Genomic DNA, 18,690 nt, shown 5'->3' on the forward strand with positions numbered 1-18,690 from the left:
TATTTATCCTAATTAACAATTGGGTATAAAAAAACCTGCTACCCGTCTCGTTTTACAAGATTTAGGCAGCAGGGTTTGAAAATAATTTTACGTACTTATTATTGTACTCTTACAAATCCTTTGAGCAGCTCTTGTCCACTCCCTAGGTCTACGATATAGAAATAAGTACCTACAGGCAAACTTCCGTTGGAACCTAGTATGCCAGAGCCATCAGCAGTACCAAAGAAGGCATTGCCATTGTTGTCATACCCTTTAGTTTCCCACACTTTATTCCCCCATCGGTTAAATATTTGAACTGTATTGCTTGGAAAGTCTTCGATATTATCGATCTGCAAACTATTGTACGGCGCAGGACTAGAAGACGAAATCACATTATTGAGTACTTTGGCTGGCAGTTCACATTGATCTGCATCTAGGTAATTAGGAATACCATCCTGATCACAATCATCGTTAGTCAAATCCCCATCACCATTTGTATCTTCAGCGAGCGAACTTAGATTATCTCCATCATCATCACTATCCAAAAAGTTCGGGATACCATCACCATCGATATCATCGTTGGTAGGGTCTCCATCTTGATCCAGGTCTTCGTCGATCGTGAACAAGCCATCCCCATCATCATCTTCATCTTTATAATCTGGCGTACCGTCTCCATCAGTATCGTCATTATCTAAATTTCCATCGTCATTTGCATCTTCGTCAATATCCACAACCCCATCTCCATCTGTATCTAAGGTATCAAAAGGGTTGATAGGCTGTGCCGCACATGCTGGAGTAGCTGGAGGATAGCTCACAGTCAAAGTATTTTCAGGATTCACTGAAATCCGAACGTTCATCCCGTTCCTAAGACCATCTTCGACCTGAACCCAAGTGCCATCTACAAAATCCCACCCTGGCCAATTGACCCCATTTCCATTAGAATCTACCTCAGCTCCTGGCCACAATAGCCTACCAGACATTGGCTGGTTAGTAAGTGTTTGTACGACGTTACCACTCGCATTCACCCATTCCACCAGAGCTGTCAATCCAGCTGGATCAAATCCAAGTGCAGTTACTTCATAGTCTACATATGGCACATCATTGATACATTGTTCTTCCATCGTTATGTCTAGAGACCTGTCTTCCAATACAGTAACTTTCGCAGAACCTACAGCTGTACCACCTCTTCCGTCAGAAATTTCATAGGCAACTACAATTTCCCCAATATAATCGACTGGAGGAGTCACTGTAATCGTTCCGTTTGAATTAATAATTACAGCACCTATATCTGAACTAGCACTAGTCACGATAAGAGGATCTATATCAGGATCAAAATCATTAGCAAGTATATCAATCGTTATTGCTTGATCTTCATTCGTAGACACCACATCCTCAACCGTCACCGGATTATTATTGGTATTAATTACTATTTCATCTGTTGAACCGTCTGTAGTTGTGTTGCCTGCTGCATCGGTGACCGTAGCCACTACCTGATAGATACTGCCATCGTCGAAGGTACCCAGGGTGCCCATCGCGGGTGTATCATTCGCAGTATCTACACTCCAGTTCCCTGAAGCATCTGGAGTTACATTGTAGGTAGCTCCGTTTACTTCTACTGTCATCGTTTCGCCAGCTGGCAAAGCGGAGCCTGTACCTGTGGTACCTGTGATTACAGGAGCAGTGTCATTTGAAGTCAATGTATTTACCGTTGGTGCCGTTGGCGCAGTTCGGTCAATAATCACTTCATCTGTTGAACCGTCTGTAGTCGTGTTGCCTGCTGCATCGGTGACCGTAGCCACTACCTGATAGGTGCTGCCATCGTCGAAGGTACCCAGGATGCCACTCGCTGGCGTGTCATTAGCTGTATCCACACTCCAGTTGCCTGAAGCATCTGGGACTACATTGTAAACTGCTCCGTTTACTTCTACGGTCATTGTTTCGCCAGCTGGCAAAGCTGTACCTGTACCTGTAGTACCAGTGATCACAGGATCGGTGTCGTTTGATGTTAATGTATTTACCGTTGGAGCCGTTGGGGCGGTTCGGTCAATAACCACTTCATCTGTTGAACCATCTGTAGTTGTGTTGCCTGCTGCATCGGTGACCGTGGCCACTACCTGATAGGTGCTGCCATCGTCGAAGGTACCCAGGGTGCCCATCGCGGGTGTATCATTCGCAGTATCTACACTCCAGTTCCCTGAAGCATCTGGAGTTACATTGTAGGTAGCTCCGTTTACTTCTACTGTCATCGTTTCGCCGGCTGGCAAAGCGGAGCCTGTGCCTGTAGTACCTGTGATTACAGGAGCAGTGTCATTTGAAGTCAATGTATTTCCCGTTGGTGCCGTTGGCGCAGTTCGGTCAATAATCACTTCATCTGTTGAACCATCTGTAGTCGTGTTGCCTGCTGCATCGGTGACCGTGGCCACTACCTGATAGGTGCTGCCATCGTCGAAGGTACCCAGGGTGCCCATCGCGGGTGTATCATTCGCAGTATCTACACTCCAGTTCCCTGAAGCATCTGGAGTTACATTGTAGGTAGCTCCGTTTACTTCTACTGTCATCGTTTCGCCAGCTGGCAAAGCGGAGCCTGTACCTGTGGTACCTGTGATTACAGGAGCAGTGTCATTTGAAGTCAATGTATTTACCGTTGGTGCCGTTGGCGCAGTTCGGTCAATAATCACTTCATCTGTTGAACCATCTGTAGTTGTGTTGCCTGCTGCATCGGTTACCGTGGCCACTACCTGATAGGTGCTGCCATCGTCGAAGGTACCCAGGATGCCACTCGCTGGCGTGTCATTAGCTGTATCCACACTCCAGTTGCCTGAAGCATCTGGGACTACATTGTAAACTGCTCCGTTTACTTCTACGGTCATTGTTTCGCCAGCTGGCAAAGCTGTACCTGTACCTGTAGTACCAGTGATCACAGGATCGGTATCGTTTGATGTCAATGTATTTACCGTTGGGGCAGTTGGGGCAGTTCTGTCTATGACTACTTCATCTGTTGAACCATCTGTAGTCGTGTTGCCTGCCGCATCGGTTACCGTGGCCACTACCTGATAGGTGCTGCCATCGTCGAAGGTACCCAGGGTGCCCATCGTGGGTGTATCATTCGCAGTATCTACACTCCAGTTCCCTGAAGCATCTGGAGTTACATTGTAGGTAGCTCCGTTTACTTCTACTGTCATCGTTTCGCCAGCTGGCAAAGCGGAGCCTGTACCTGTGGTACCTGTGATTACAGGAGCAGTGTCATTTGAAGTCAATGTATTTACCGTTGGTGCCGTTGGCGCAGTTCGGTCGATAATCACTTCATCTGTTGAACCGTCTGTAGTTGTGTTGCCTGCTGCATCGGTGACCGTAGCCACTACCTGATAGGTGCTGCCATCGTCGAAGGTACCCAGGGTGCCCATCGCGGGTGTATCATTCGCAGTATCTACACTCCAGTTCCCTGAAGCATCTGGAGTTACATTGTAGGTAGCTCCGTTTACTTCTACTGTCATCGTTTCGCCAGCTGGCAAAGCGGAGCCTGTACCTGTAGTACCTGTGATTACAGGAGCAGTGTCATTTGAAGTCAATGTATTTACCGTTGGTGCCGTTGGCGCAGTTCGGTCGATAATCACTTCATCTGTTGAACCGTCTGTAGTTGTGTTGCCTGCTGCATCGGTGACCGTAGCCACTACCTGATAGGTGCTGCCATCGTCGAAGGTACCCAGGGTGCCCATCGCGGGTGTATCATTCGCAGTATCTACACTCCAGTTCCCTGAAGCATCTGGAGTTACATTGTAGGTAGCTCCGTTTACTTCTACTGTCATCGTTTCGCCAGCTGGCAAAGCGGAGCCTGTACCTGTGGTACCTGTGATTACAGGAGCAGTGTCATTTGAAGTCAATGTATTTACCGTTGGTGCCGTTGGCGCAGTTCGGTCAATAACCACTTCATCTGTTGAACCATCTGTAGTCGTGTTGCCTGCTGCATCGGTGACCGTAGCCACTACCTGATAGGTGCTGCCATCGTCGAAGGTACCCAGGGTGCCCATCGCGGGTGTATCATTCGCAGTATCTACACTCCAGTTCCCTGAAGCATCTGGAGTTACATTGTAGGTAGCTCCGTTTACTTCTACTGTCATCGTTTCGCCAGCTGGCAAAGCGGAGCCTGTACCTGTGGTACCTGTGATTACAGGAGCAGTGTCATTTGAAGTCAATGTATTTACCGTTGGTGCCGTTGGCGCAGTTCGGTCAATAACCACTTCATCTGTTGAACCATCTGTAGTCGTGTTGCCTGCTGCATCGGTGACCGTAGCCACTACCTGATAGGTGCTGCCATCGTCGAAGGTACCCAGGGTGCCCATCGCGGGTGTATCATTCGCAGTATCTACACTCCAGTTCCCTGAAGCATCTGGAGTTACATTGTAGCTAGCTCCGTTTACTTCTACTGTCATCGTTTCGCCGGCTGGCAAAGCGGAGCCTGTACCTGTGGTACCTGTGATTACAGGAGCTACTGCTGCTGTTGTTTGACTAACTATAGTTGGAGCCGTTGGGGCGGTTCGGTCGATAGTTACTTCATTAGTAGAAGCATCTGACGCTGCATTACCTGCTACATCAGTGACTGTAGACACTACTTCATAGCTATTACCATCGTCGAAAGTACCAAGCGTACCAGTGATAACAGGAGCAGTATCCGTATTTATAGACCAATTTCCTGAAGCATCTGGAGTTACATTATAAGTTGCCCCATTTACGGTCACGGTCATATTTTCATCTCCAGGCAGACCTGCACCTGTACCTGTGGTGCCTGTAATAATTGGCTTAACTGCATTTGTCGTTTGGCTCACCACTGTAGGTGCTGCAGGACTTACTGTATCTATGGTTATCTCATTGGAGCTCACATCTATGCCTTCGTTGCCTGCGGCATCTTCTACAATAGCTACAACTTCGTAACTGTTACCATTCGAAAAGATTCCTAGAGATCCACTTGCAGGGCTATCGCTATCTGTGTCTACACTCCATTTTCCATTTGCACCTGGAACTACATTGTATGTCGCACCATTTATTGTCACAGTCATTGTTTCATCAGCATCTAATGCAGCACCTGTACCTGTAGTACCAGTGATTATTGGTTTTAGATTGTTGGTGATTTGACTCAGTACAGTTGGCGCCGTTGGGTTCAAGGGGACTACCGCTTGTATAGCTGCTGTATTGTTATTGTTTGCTACATCATTCGCTACTATAGCAGGCACGTCGATTGTTACATCGTCAGACATATCTGGTGTAATGTCCACCGTATAAGTACTTCCATCAATTACTTTAAAATTGGATGCAAATCCATTTCCTACGATCACATCTGAAAGCACAAAATTGGAGACATCCTCACTAAAACTAAGTGTTACTGTAAAAGCTGAAGCACTCACAATAACCGTAGGTTCGTCTTGAATATCTACAGTCGGTGGTGTCGTATCTATATTGAGTTCATCTGCCGTCATGTCTGAAACTTCACACCCTGACACACCAGCTGTGACCAAAACTTCGTTTGCACCATTTGTATTGGGAGTAAAAACTCCATTATCAGGAGTTACTGCCTCGGTATCGATACTCCAATTGCCACTTCCATCAGCAGACAAGTTGTAAGTAGCAGTTGCCACTTCTACAACCAACGCTACTCCAGCATCTGCACTTCCTGAAATGACAGGAGTTTCATCGTTGGTCACTAGGTGCTGAATAGTAGGCACAGATGGAAATCCTATCACGGAAACAGTAAAAGCCTCCGCTGAGCCTGCACAAGATGTAGCAGAATTTTCTACCGTAATGGTAGCCTGATAAGTATCTGGATCAGCTCCAGCGGGAATATCAATAACGATAGGGCTACTCGAAAGTGTTGCTCCCACCACATCTACAAAACCAAAAGCTTCGGCAGTACCATCAAAATCGATGCTATATGTATCGGGAGAATTGGTAGTCGCACTGAACTCCAGATCACCAGATGTAGTTCCTTCACAAACCACTGGGTTTTGCCCCAAGGTCATCGTAGGATTTGCGGGATCGCTTAATAAGATTGATGTCAATTGATTTGACGGACAATTTTTTAGTGTAACACTGATATTGGTATAGCTACCTGCTGAAAGATTTAAAATAGTCAAATTGCCACTGCCGTCAGATGCCAAAGTTTGAGACACCAAGCTACCCAAAGTATACTCCACTGTATAGCTCGTTGACACATCCAAACCAGTCAACTCAATGCTACCGTTTGTACCTCCACATGTAGTAGGATCGACCAAAGTACCTTGTGCGATAACAGGATTAGCTGGGTCCGACAATGTGGTAGATAAGGCATTGGAAACGCAACCACTATTCGTAACAATAATATCTGTATAAGCGCCTTCACTCAAGCCTGAAATGGTATAATCTCCCAAGCCATTGGCGGTGAAAGTTGATGTAGTAACAGGCGAACCATCCATTTGATAATCCAAATCATAGGTAGTATTTTCAGCCAAATTGCTGATTTCGATAGAACCATCTGTACCACCACAAGTAGTAGGTGCCATAACCATTCCTAATTCAATATCTGGTGGGTTCAATACAATACTTGGTATGGTATTCGACTGACAGCTATTACTTGTTTGGATTACACTTATATTGGTATAAGTACCCGCACCTAGGTTGTCTATTTGAATAGCTCCAGTCACATCTGCAATCAACGGAGATACAGAGTTGACCAACGAACCATCTTTGGTATATTGATAATCATAATTATTCGATGGAACTAAACCACTCAAACGGATATGCCCATCCATCGAAGAACATGATGCTGGTGCTTGCTCTGTATCATATATAATCGTAGGGGCCAGAGGTTCGCTCAAACTATAAGGCCCTTCTAGCACATTGGATGTACAACTAGATGAAGTCACAGAAATATCTGCATAGCTACCTGCCGATAGGCTGTTGATAGTCAATACCCCACTAGAAGCGGCAATGGTACGGCTCACAGGAGTTCCGTCTTTTTCATAATCAACAGTGTAAGAAGTATCTCCTGACAGTCCATTCAATCGGATATACCCATCAGTTCCTCCACATGTGGTAGGATTAAATGAAAGTTGATGAGCGATCGTTGCTGGTGTTGGCTCGCTCAGTACCACTGGCCCTACAAGGGTGTTGGATGGACATGAAGGCAAATCTGCATAAATATCCGTGTATGTACCATCGTTGAGTCCTGTGATAGTAACCTCTCCACTTGCATTTGAACTCAAATTAGTGGAAACATCCACATTGTCCTTTTTGTATCTGATGGTATATGGCTGACTAATCCCCAAACCGTCAATCATGATAGAGCCGTCTGTCAAATCACATCCACTTGGATCTTGGGAAGAAACCAAGGCAATGGTATTAGTAGGATTACAAGCGATAAGCACTCCCGCTGATGGATTGCTTTCGCAAAACGCAATATCAGGATTGTCCATTGTAACAGTCGCAATACCATTGGCATATAGCACAGGCGAAGGAAGATCTAAATCCTCAATGACCCAATTGCCAATAGCAGCCAATGCCCCTTGAGGAACTGACGCTACCGCTCCAGGGATTTTTACTCCATCGATATACAGTTGAATCACATAGGCCGAAGTCGTTGAGACCAATACCTCTCCTTCTAGTGTGGCATCTCCTGCTACTGGGCTAGAGGTGATTTTCAATGAATTGGTAGGGTCTGGTGTTTTCGTGCGTATTTGTACGCCTGCAGAAAAATCTCCTTCTGGCTCACTCAAATCTACATTTTCTGCCGTAGCAAATACCCACTGATTAGCATTGATAGAAAGCCCTTCAGCAGTCCACGATCCAGGAGAAAATACAACTTGGCTCGGCACGACTTCACTTTTAGTTCCTGTCTCGGTATTGGCCACATATATTCTTATGGTAAGGTTTGTAGTACTTTCGGTGGTAGACCCACTCACTTCCGACACAGTACCAGCAGCTTCTACACAAAAATCATCCGTAATCACTGGCGCATCCGATGGAGGAGCCAACACTTCTAAATTTACTTCGTCCGATATCAAATCGGTACAAGCATATGAGGTGCTCGCAATACTGACACGGTAATCGTAACCATTGTACCCTAGCGGTATGTTCGTAATGGATAAACTGCTAGTGGTAGCACCTGCATAACCTGGAGCCGAACCTCCATTAGTAATAGTACTCCATACTGAACCATTAAACTCTTCCCATTGGTAAACCAAGTCATCGCCTGTAGCTGTGACTGAAAAAGATGCATCTTCATCTCGCATGATGCTTTCTGCTACAGGTTGTGTGGTGATGTTGCCAGCTATACCTGCAGTAGTCACATAGCTGTTGGTACCGGAGTATCCTCCTTGCCCGTCTACTCTACCCTCGGCATCTGATGTCACTGGCGAACTACCCAATAGACCGTCGTTGTCAGCATCTGCAAAACCTGCTTCTACCACATCATCACAACCATCGTTGTCACTGTCCAGGTCTAGATGATTAGGCACTCCATCGCCATCCGTGTCATACACATCTGGATATCCATTATTATCACTATCAGTATAAACGGTCGTAGACCCATCACTTACGCCGTTGTTGTCCAAAACATCTCTCCAGTTTTCAAGACCATCTCCATCTTCATCTCCATTGGGCTCATTGCCTCCTGCTTCTACTATGTCATCTATTCCATCATTGTCATCATCCAAATCAGCGATATCATCAAGCCCATCATTGTCTGAATTGGTTTTGTATCCTACCACTTGGTTGATAATGATTCCTGAATCATAAGAGCCATCACCAACATCGGCCAAAGCTATCTTGAAAGTATAAGTCGTATTAGGTGTCAGGTTTTCTATACGCCCATTGAGGAGTGTGGTCATTCCGTTGAATTCGATGAACAATGGACCAGGTGTACCTTCATTGTTGTCTATAAAATAATTGGATTTAGTCAAATCAGCAGACGTACCATCTTGGGCACCCCCACATACACCACCATTCACAGAATTAACAGCGACGACATTGCCAGACTCTGGAACAAGTGCAATGTTTTGCGTGCCACTTATACCTGGTCCTGAAACGAAAAAACCAAAGGCATCATTAAATCGAGAGCACACATAGTCTGGGTATTCCTCTGACCCAAATTGATATGAAATGATAATAGCATCTACATCCGCTCCTGTAGTGATTTCAAACTGAAAAATAGCAGCATCATAAATGCCGGTAGAATTGATAGCCACCAAGTCTGGATCACTATAAGTATTGCCTGTGTTCTCTGACGAGCCAGCGGCATCGTTGGAAGAGAGGGCTGTAGTGACACTTCCTGTCGATAAGATGATCCCCGAATCTACACTTAGCCCAGCACCATTTATCCCATCAGAGAAAGTACCATACTGAGCACCAGCATCACCAGGATTTGGAAACGTCCCATTGGCAAGTGTAACACCCGTTCCTTCTATGCGGCCCATCAGTGCACTGGCCCCTGCGCTCCCATTGTCTATGGTAGCTTGTGCCATCACGTTGAGTCTGAGACCAGCGTAAAGCAGAAACAAGCAAAATGACCATTTAGCCATAAATGCTTTCTTGATATTTTTCGAATGATTTTCGTAGGTAGATTTGTGAGTTTTCATAGTCTTTTTATTTTATGAATACTCAATATTAAAATAGGACACTCCCTTATATGGGAGGACTCGTTGAAAGGCGAAGATTACTCGGTGAGCTAAAACACTCGCTTGCTCGAAAGAAATAATGTATTTTCTCTAAGTAAAAGCAGTATAACTCTTTAATACGTTAATGTTCCGAGGACAAGATATCTCTGAGTGTGGCAATAATTGTTTCGTTTGACTTGGTCGCTTCTTGAATGATAGCCTCTTTGGATTTGCCTTGATCTAACAAGGCCTGATGAGCATCATTGATTACGCTATCCAAACCATGGTATCCTAAGACCTCATTGCTTGTTTTGATGCCATTACAGGCTTCTTGCAGTAGCTTTTCATTAGACTCCGTCATTGCAAGAAGGTATTTGTTGATAAAACCTTCGTACTGATCGAGATAGTGAGCGGTCAATTCTTTTTTAAATTCTACGTCTCCTTCAGACAATTCGTGAAGACGAAGATGTATCGGATTGTCTTCGATAATAGCCGTACGCTTGAGTACTTTACCTAGGTTCTTTAGAATTTTTTTATAGAGCTCTTCAGGGCTAAATGGCTTAGTAATATAATCCGTCATTCCTAGTTCCTTCACTTTTTTGCGCACGTCGAGCAGTGCCGATGCTGTGAGTGCAATGATGGGCAGGTGCTGGGCATAGGTGGTAGATAGCTTCCTGATTGCCTGAGTCGCTTGATAACCGTCCATTTCAGGCATTTGTAAATCCATCAATATGAGATCATAACGTTCGGTCTTGGATCGTTCCAAGGCCAAGCGTCCATTCTCTACAAAATCCATCTTCATGCCCCATTTCTGCAGAAATTTTTCTAGCACAATTTGGTTGGCTCGATTGTCTTCTGCGACAAGCAAATGTATGTTTCTATGCGCTACATTTTCGAAAACAAGCAGGTTGTTTTTGATCTCTCCGTCTACATCTGAGGCATTGCCGATAGGCAAATGAATATCGAAATAAAATATCGAACCATATCCCAATTCGCTATCTAAGTGGATTTCACTACCCATCAGTAGTAAAAGTTTTTTGGTAATGGCCAAGCCTAAACCCGTCCCTCCAAATTTTCTAGTCGTATCGTCGCTAGCTTGTGCGAAATTTTCAAAAATCAACGATTGGTTGTCTGGTTCAATACCTATTCCTGTATCGTGTATTTCAAAATGGACTTGCGCCATTCCTTCCTTTTTTTCTCCCAAAGTGACATCTATCTTGATGAAGCCTTCTTCAGTAAATTTAATGGCATTGCTCAACAGATTGCTGATGATCTGAGTGACCCGAATAGGATCACCTACAAATATGTTTGGCAATTGCTCATCATACTGCAGCACCAATTCCAGTCCCTTTTTATTCACCTCTGGCATTACCGATTGTTTGAGGTTCATTAGTATTTCACTCAGGTCAAAATCTACTTTTTCAATATCGACTTTACCTGATTCAATCTTATTGTAATCCAATATATCATTGATGAGTGACAACAAGTTTTCTCCAGAAAATTTCAAAAGATTCAAATGATCCAGGTGCTTTTGCTCTAGCTCTTCCATAAGCAACAGGTTGGTTACACCTAGGATCGCATTTAGTGGCGTCCTGATCTCATGACTCATCGTTGACAAGAAGTTTTCTTTAGCTTTAGCTGATTCTATAGCTTCCAGTTTAGCTTTTTCAGCCAGTTTCATCGCTACTTGGATGGCATCGTCGTATTTTCTTCTTTTAGAAATATCACGTGTAGACGACTGCAAGGAGATCACTTCATTGTTTTCATTCAAAATAGGTTTGTAATAAAGCTCTACCCACACGTAGGTACCATCCTTCTTTCTCAACCTCGACTCTACCCCCGTAAAACTTTGATTATCAATTGATTTGCTATGCACTTCAGTTTTGAACTTGTCTAGCAAATCTGGATGTATCAAATCATAAAGACTCACGCCAATCAGTTCTTCTGGCTCATAGCCGAGCAAATCTTTGACAGACGATGACAGATAACTATATCTACCATCTGGCTCATGCAAGCAGATCATATCTGTGGAATGCTCAGATAGCAATCTATACATCGCTTCACTTTTTTCCATTCGATCTCTGGCCTCGACTAGTTCTTGAATATTTCTAGCCACTCCAAAAGTGCGGACTCCGAGAGCGCCATCAAACTCTATTTCTACCGTCTGCCCTACCCAAACGGGCCCATTTTCTCCCTTCATCTTAAACTCCAAATAGGAAGACCTTATTTTATTTTTGAGTGTATGGACATAGTAGTTAGACACTCGTTTAGCATCAGACTCGTGTACCAAGTTTGAAAAATGCATTTTCAATAATTGCTCTTCTGAAAAGCCAGACATTCGAACAAGCACAGGGTTTACATAGATAAACATACCCTTCGGGTCTAGCTCATAGACCATATCACCGATTCGCTCTAGTCGGTTTCTAAAGGTCTGCTCCGTTTGAGACTGAGCCAACTTGGTTTCTTCAAGAATTCGGTTAGATTTTTTTAATTCAAGAAGAGCAGTCACCTGTCTGGACAAAGCCCATAGTGCTTCTTTCTGACCTTTCGTTAATTTTTTTGGCTGGTGATCTATGACACAAAGAGTACCTAGCGCATAACCACTAGTAGTCACCAATGGAGCCCCTGCATAAAATCGCACATGAGGATCTCCTATGGCAAGAGGATTGTCATGAAACCGCTCATCTTCAAAAGCATCTGGCACTTCTAGCAAATCCTGTGACGAATGAATCGCATGGGCACAATAGGCGAGCTCTCTTGGCGTCTCTGTTGCCTCCAGTCCATGGCGGGATTTGAACCACTGCCTGTCCTTATCTATCAAACTCACCAATGAAATAGGCGAATCGCAAATCTGTGCTGCGATTTTTGTAATGTCATCAAAGCTCTGCTCGATAGCCGTATCTAGGATATGGTACGAATAGAGTTCGACAAGTCTTTCCTTCTCATTGGCAGGATTTTTAGGAGCGATCATAAGGTCTTAGTGTTAAACTAAATGATGGTACGATCGAGCAGATCATATCTTTCGATAGTTTATGAATTACGTTTCACAAACATCCTATCTGGACATCAAAGCAATTGGATTTTCGTCAATAATTCAGGCTTATATTTGGCACTTACAGGCACTATTGAATCGCCAATAAGTAGGCTATTTTGATCAATGTTGTCAATTTTATTGATCTGTACTAGATACGAGCGATGTACACGCATAAACAAATCTTTGGGCAGTCTCTCTTCTATGCTGCTCAACTTGTAATATACCACATGAGTCTTGTCCGTAGTATGCACTTTTATATAATCACCATAGCCCTCTACGTACAATATCGATTCGAAATGCACCTTGGTCAGTAGAAAATCTATTTTCATAAAAACAGCATCTCCACCTGTTATTTTTTCTTCCTTCTGGGTCAGATTGTCTTTGGCCTTAGTCACCGCTTTCATAAAGCGTGTGTAGCTTTCTATGGGTTTTACTAGATAATCTGTAACATCAAATTTGAATGCCTCTACCGCATATTTTTCTTGAGAAGTCACCAGTATGATTTCTGGTTTTTTATTCAATGATTTGATAATATCCAAACCACTGACTTCTGGCATTTGTACATCGAGAAACACAATGTCTGGCTCTAATTCTATGATTGCATTGGTGCCCTCCATCGCACTTTGATAGGAGCCAAGCAACGTTAGAAACCCTGTTTGCTCTATAAGAGATGTAATAATTTTTAGCGCGATGAACTCGTCATCGATAGCAATACAAGTTATTTTCTTTGACATAATACTATTAGGTTAGTGGTTTTGTTTTTTTGTACTCGATACATGATACTCCTTTTAAAAGGTACAAAAATCTATGCTCATAATTAATTGACTTCCTTAGTATTTTAAAATTGGTTTGACCAACCCTTCTAATTTACCTATGTATAGATACTTTTTAGTTCTTCTATTTTGGCACTCGCCTCACGAACAAACAACTCCAAATTCATATTGAGATAGGTGTCATTTTTATTGATTGCCGCCTCTTCTATCTCAAATATTTTGGAAATAAACTGCTTCTGTTCTAAGTTTTCAAAATTGGGTTTCACCTTGTGCGAAGTACGAGCTAGAGCATCAAAATCTCGAGCTTCGTACTGTTTCATCATCTTTTCTAGTTCGAAAGGAACCACATCTAGCACTCCTTCTATAATGTCTCGAACCATTTCATCGTCTTGGTTAGTTATCTGATACAGATATGGAAAATGTGCTTTAGTAATTTCCTTCACCTCTGATTTCGATTTTTTATCAGCAGATGTTTTGAGCATCTTTATTTCTTCTACAGGGCAAGTGATCACCAACGCACCCTTTTCTGCTCTAAGATCGAATGAGCCACTTACTTCTAGGTATTTTTGAGCCATTCGCTGTTGCGCATCGGGCAAGAGATTGGATTTGAATGTAAGCCTGATTGATCTTGTAGGTGTATCGTAAGCAAAAATGACTCGCACATGACCATCGGGGCGACTTTCATTGATAATACTGATCAAACGAACAATCCCCGTATAAAGCTTATGCTTATTGCCTATCACGATGGATGATTCAAATTCCTTTTCAAACACCAAGTGCACATCAGTTTCGCCAAGGAAAGTATCCTCTACTGCTGCAATGATTTGATCGATTTTGAATGGTGTGTTCGTTTCCTTGAGTTCATTAGCTGTTAGTTGGTTGACAGCGTGCTCTAGGTAGCTGGTGATGATACCACAGCTCAATTGATATCTTTTTTTGGTCTCCGCCTCCAAATGCTCACTGATCGATTTAGACAAAAATTTCAGCCCTGCGATCGGCGTTTTTATTTCATGATGTAGTTTGTTATATATGGCTTGGTTGATGATTTTTTCTTGCTCCAGTTCTCTGATTGTTTGACGTAAGTCTTGATTCTCTTTTACTACTCCTTTTTCACCCAATTCTCTTTCAATTATTTCTTTGTACAACTGCGTATGATCCTGAATGAACCAATGATAATGATACTGCCCTTCTACAGCCACTTTTTCTATGCGATAGTCGCAAATATGATCGCTACTAAAAAAGGAATCGGTGACACAGAAAAAATTAAGCACTTCTCCTACCTGCAAGTCTAGGATTTGAATTTTATTACTATTCAGAAAATGGCTTTTTTTAAAAATAGTCCCTTCAAAATCAGAGAGGTCTTCTAACGTATGGCATGAATCAAGAAAACGACCATTTTGATTTAAAACTACTAATTGTGCCGTCTTATCGAGAAGTTCTGACTTGTATTGAATGTATTTCATGCTCCCTATTCTATGCTGCTTTTATATCCCTTAAGCCCACAAGTTATTCATTGAATTTGCTCTTCTTTTTTTTACTCGATCAAAGTATTCAGTTTAGGGTCGACTATACGTATTTCCACGGTGAAGGCTCAATTAGCTCAAAGCTGTTTTAATGGCCTTCAGATCTTTTATAATCTCCAAACAAGCCGTTTTCACACCTTCAAACATTTTTCTATCCGTTACTTTTGAGGGTTTGAGTATGTCTAGTTTACTAAAAAAATCATCCATGCTTACAATATCCAATGCCTCATTGCTTACTCTTATCTTCTCACAGGCTACTTTCAATTGATCCATATCACCCAGCGCCTGTGCTTCTGAAAACTGAATTCTGAAGGTTTTATAGTTATCCAAATAGTGATCTGTGACTTCATTGACAAAGGCAAGATCCCCATCTGTATAGTTCATTATTTTTTGAAAAATAGCAGTTTCAGGCAAACCTGCTGTTTTTTTCACTCTCACCGCACCATGGTATTTAACGATCTTTTTATAGAGTTCTTCTGGGCTGAAAGGTTTGGTGATAAAATCAGTCATACCGAGTTCTTTCACTTTCTTCCGTACGTCTAGCATTGCCGAAGCTGTAAGTGCAATAATGGGGACCTGTTTGGCATATTCGGGTGCTCCACTTCGAATACTCTGCGTTGCTTGATAGCCGTCCATTTCAGGCATTTGCAGATCCATCAGTATCATATCATAAGCTTCAGATTCTGCTTTTTCTACGGCCTCTTTACCATTCTCCACAAAGTCCATTTTGATGCCCCACTTGTCTAAAAATTTTTCTAATACGATCTGATTGGCTCGGTTGTCTTCGGCTACTAGCACTTTGATATTTCTATCTGCTACATTGGCAAATGTCGTTTCTTTGACCTTACTCTTCGCTGGTTTGGGTTCATTGTTGCCTATAGGCAAAACCACATCAAATGAGAAAACCGACCCAAATCCCAAATCGCTATCGAGTCGAATCTCACTACCCATAAATTCCAATAACTTCTTCGTGATGGCCAATCCCAGTCCTGTGCCTCCAAACTTTCTGGTCGTATCTCCACTGGCTTGAGAAAAATTCTCAAAAATCATCGATTGATTGGACTTTTCGATCCCAATCCCAGTATCGTGTATCTCGAAATGAATAGTGGCTTGTTCGGCCTCTTGCGAAACTAACGAGACGCCCAATTTGATAAACCCTTCTTCGGTAAATTTAATGGCATTGCTCAGCAGGTTGTTGATGATTTGCGACACTCTTACAGAATCCCCAACAAATACATGTGGTAATGCTTCGTCATACCTAAGTATCAAATCAAGCCCTTTTTCTTTCACTTTAGGTGCCTGCGTTTGTTTAATGCGAGTCAACAGTTTTTTAAGATCAAAATCGATCTGTTCAAACTCTATCTTACCAGCGTCTATCTTATTATAGTCTAGAATGTCATTGATGAGTGCAAGCAGATTTTCACCAGAAAATTTCAATAAACCTAAATGCTCCAGATGCTCCGCTTTCATCTCTTCAGAAAGCAACAGGTTGGTCACGCCTAGTATGGCATTGAGCGGCGTTCTGATTTCATGGCTCATCGTAGACAGGAAGTTTTCTTTGGCTTTTGCCGAAGCGATGGCCTCCTGCTTGGCTACTTCGGCCAATGCTGAAGTTTGCCGAAGTGCTTCTTTATAATTTTTGTCTGCAGTAATGTCCCAGTTAGTACCTACCATCCGAAGCGGTTGTCCATTGTCGTCACGCTCTACCAAAGCCAGCGCTCGAATATGGTGTACAGATAGATCTGGCCAAACGATCCTAAACTCAGTATCAAATTTTTTCTCCCCAGATAGGGCTGCAGCTACTTCCTGATCTACTCTTTCTAAATCCTCTGGATGAACACCGTTGCGCCAGATCTGATACTCCCCAGAAAAACTTTCTTTAGTAATCCCATATAGCGAGTACATGGTATTATCCCAGTTTAATGTTTCATGGAACACATCGAATTCCCAAATGCCAATTTTAGCCGCTTGTGTAGCCAATTTCAAACGGCTAGAAACGCTCTTCAATGCAATTTCGGCTTCCTTTCTTTGAGTGATATTTTCTATCTGAGATACAAAATGAAGTGGGCGTCCTGCCCCATCTCGCACCAAAGATACGCTCAATAGTGCCCAGACTAAATGACCGTCTTTGTGGAAATATCTCTTTTCCATCTGGTAGCCATCTATTTCTCCTGCTATGAGTTGCTGTACCTGACGCATATCTCTCTCCAAATCCTCTGGATGGGTAATATCCTGAAAAGTCATCTTTTCCAATTCGCCTTTAGGATAGCCGATAATCTCGCTCAGTTTTTTATTGATACTCAGCCATTTTCCAGAGGTCGAAACCAGTGCCATCCCAATGGCAGAAAATTCGAAAGCACTCCTGAATTGCTCCTGTGTTTGCCTTAGGCTTTCCTGAATTTTATCTCTGCGATTAAGTACCCTAATCAAAAACCAAGTAGTAATCAGCAAAGCCACAATAATGCACCCTATGAGTATGGATATACCAAGCTCTGTACTCATGGCTGTATTGGATTCCATAAGTATTCGCAAATAACCAAACAACACAGGAATAATGATGATCAATGGAATGAGTCTCTTAGCCACACGGCCTCCAGAGTAGGGACTGTTTATCACTTTCATAAACCCACTATTCGAATTGATAAAAAGCAAACCCACTGATATCAGAATAAATCCTATCGCTGTATAAAATGACATCGGTAGAAAGGCCAAAATCCCCCTAAACTCCCCTACACGGTATAAATAGCCAATCACCGAAAAAAAACCCACTACAAATACAGTAGCCGCTAGCCAATTCGCTACCTGTATGGCACGCTCTTTAGCCGATAGCACCAAAGCCATAGCGAATAATAGAAACCCGAGCACTGTATTGGGTGCCATACTATTCAGCTTTCCTTTCTCCATATCCACCATGAGCTGCTCTGTACAGATCACATGATCTATTTGAAATTCTGATTGAGTAATTAGGTTCACCACCTTTATCAAACATATGATGAACAATAGGAGTACTACCATCTTCACCACACCGTTGAACAGATCAAATTTTCCTTTTTTCAAAAGTCCAATAATCCCACCCCCAGATAAAACAAAGCAAATTGCTGTCATGGGATTGACAGCTACGAGACCAGAGGTTGGCCGTTTGAGTACTTCTACATCCAACACCCAACCTAGCAGGATCATAACTCCTGCCATTACGACGAAAAGGGCAATTAATAGCGACAGATTTGAATAACTATAATAATCATTCTTGCCTTCGTCGGAATCCAACAACTCATTTTTGGTTAAAATCATATAAACTACAAATTAGGTTTCGGTTTCCTAAATATAACAGGAAAATGAAGAGTCCTAGTAATGAATGACTTGATAATTGCACTGATATCACGGATTCAATGACTTAAATAAGTTCCGTATTACATCACGGGAAATTTGTGATTTTAAACTGAGGATAACACAACTGAATTACAGGATTTTTTTGCCAGCATCCATAGCCTGCCAATCAAAATCAGGTCTAATCTAATAAAATCAGTCCGCATACTTTCCGTCATTCGTTCGCCACACACTTGATCGAGGGGGTCTGCTGATCTGCGCGCGGTACAGGAGATGCTCGGCCATGAATCCATCACGACGACAGAGATTTACACCCACCTGGATCGAGATTACCTGCGGCAAATAATCCGTGATTTTCATCCGATGAGCTAGACTCATTGATCTAATGATTTGCTAATCCAAAGAATATCATTCTGCGCCAAACCAAAATCGTT

5 protein-coding genes and 1 pseudogene are annotated in these 18,690 nt (G+C 42.9%); 1 reads left to right on the top strand and 5 read right to left on the bottom strand.

Translation table 11 applies throughout. The features are described from left to right. Window positions 1-98 precede the first annotated feature (98 nt). The 5 genes from N7E81_RS01095 to N7E81_RS01115 form a co-directional block, all read right to left on the bottom strand. Window positions 99-9,581 (bottom strand): choice-of-anchor L domain-containing protein, encoded by a 9,483-nt coding sequence (locus N7E81_RS01095; RefSeq protein ID WP_263051438.1) that lies wholly within the window; start codon window positions 9,579-9,581, stop codon window positions 99-101. 160 nt (window positions 9,582-9,741) lie between these two features. Further along, complete coding sequence (locus N7E81_RS01100; RefSeq protein ID WP_263051439.1) at window positions 9,742-12,570, bottom strand: PAS domain S-box protein; 2,829 nt, start codon at window positions 12,568-12,570, stop codon at window positions 9,742-9,744. A 95-nt stretch (window positions 12,571-12,665) separates the two neighbouring features. Next, window positions 12,666-13,367 carry a LytR/AlgR family response regulator transcription factor gene (locus N7E81_RS01105; protein ID WP_263051440.1) on the bottom strand — a complete coding sequence of 234 codons (702 nt, stop codon included), beginning with the start codon at window positions 13,365-13,367 and terminating at the stop codon, window positions 12,666-12,668. A gap of 137 nt (window positions 13,368-13,504) precedes the next feature. Next, window positions 13,505-14,869, bottom strand: a complete 1,365-nt coding sequence (locus N7E81_RS01110; protein WP_263051441.1) for an ATP-binding protein — start codon at window positions 14,867-14,869, stop codon at window positions 13,505-13,507. Window positions 14,870-15,001: 132 nt separating this feature from the next. Then, a complete protein-coding gene (locus N7E81_RS01115; protein ID WP_263051442.1) occupies window positions 15,002-18,220 on the bottom strand; it encodes a PAS domain-containing protein in 3,219 nt (1,072 codons plus the stop codon). A gap of 230 nt (window positions 18,221-18,450) precedes the next feature. Between N7E81_RS01115 and N7E81_RS19370 the strand changes: the two are divergent. Beyond that, a pseudogene (locus tag N7E81_RS19370) lies at window positions 18,451-18,628 on the top strand (tyrosine-type recombinase/integrase); the annotation flags it as partial. Window positions 18,629-18,690: the final 62 nt, after the last annotated feature.

Origin of the sequence: Reichenbachiella carrageenanivorans, assembly GCF_025639805.1 — a bacterium.
Lineage (GTDB): Bacteria > Bacteroidota > Bacteroidia > Cytophagales > Cyclobacteriaceae > Reichenbachiella > Reichenbachiella carrageenanivorans.

Excerpts from the sequence above, each read along its gene's own strand:
- N7E81_RS01105 (WP_263051440.1), bottom strand. The coding sequence starts at position 13,367 with ATGTCAAAGAAAATAACTTGTATTGCTATCGATGACGAGTTCATCGCG.
- N7E81_RS01095 (WP_263051438.1), bottom strand. The coding sequence starts at position 9,581 with ATGAAAACTCACAAATCTACCTACGAAAATCATTCGAAAAATATCAAG.
- N7E81_RS01100 (WP_263051439.1), bottom strand. The coding sequence starts at position 12,570 with ATGATCGCTCCTAAAAATCCTGCCAATGAGAAGGAAAGACTTGTCGAA.
- N7E81_RS01110 (WP_263051441.1), bottom strand. The coding sequence starts at position 14,869 with ATGAAATACATTCAATACAAGTCAGAACTTCTCGATAAGACGGCACAA.
- N7E81_RS01115 (WP_263051442.1), bottom strand. The coding sequence starts at position 18,220 with ATGATTTTAACCAAAAATGAGTTGTTGGATTCCGACGAAGGCAAGAAT.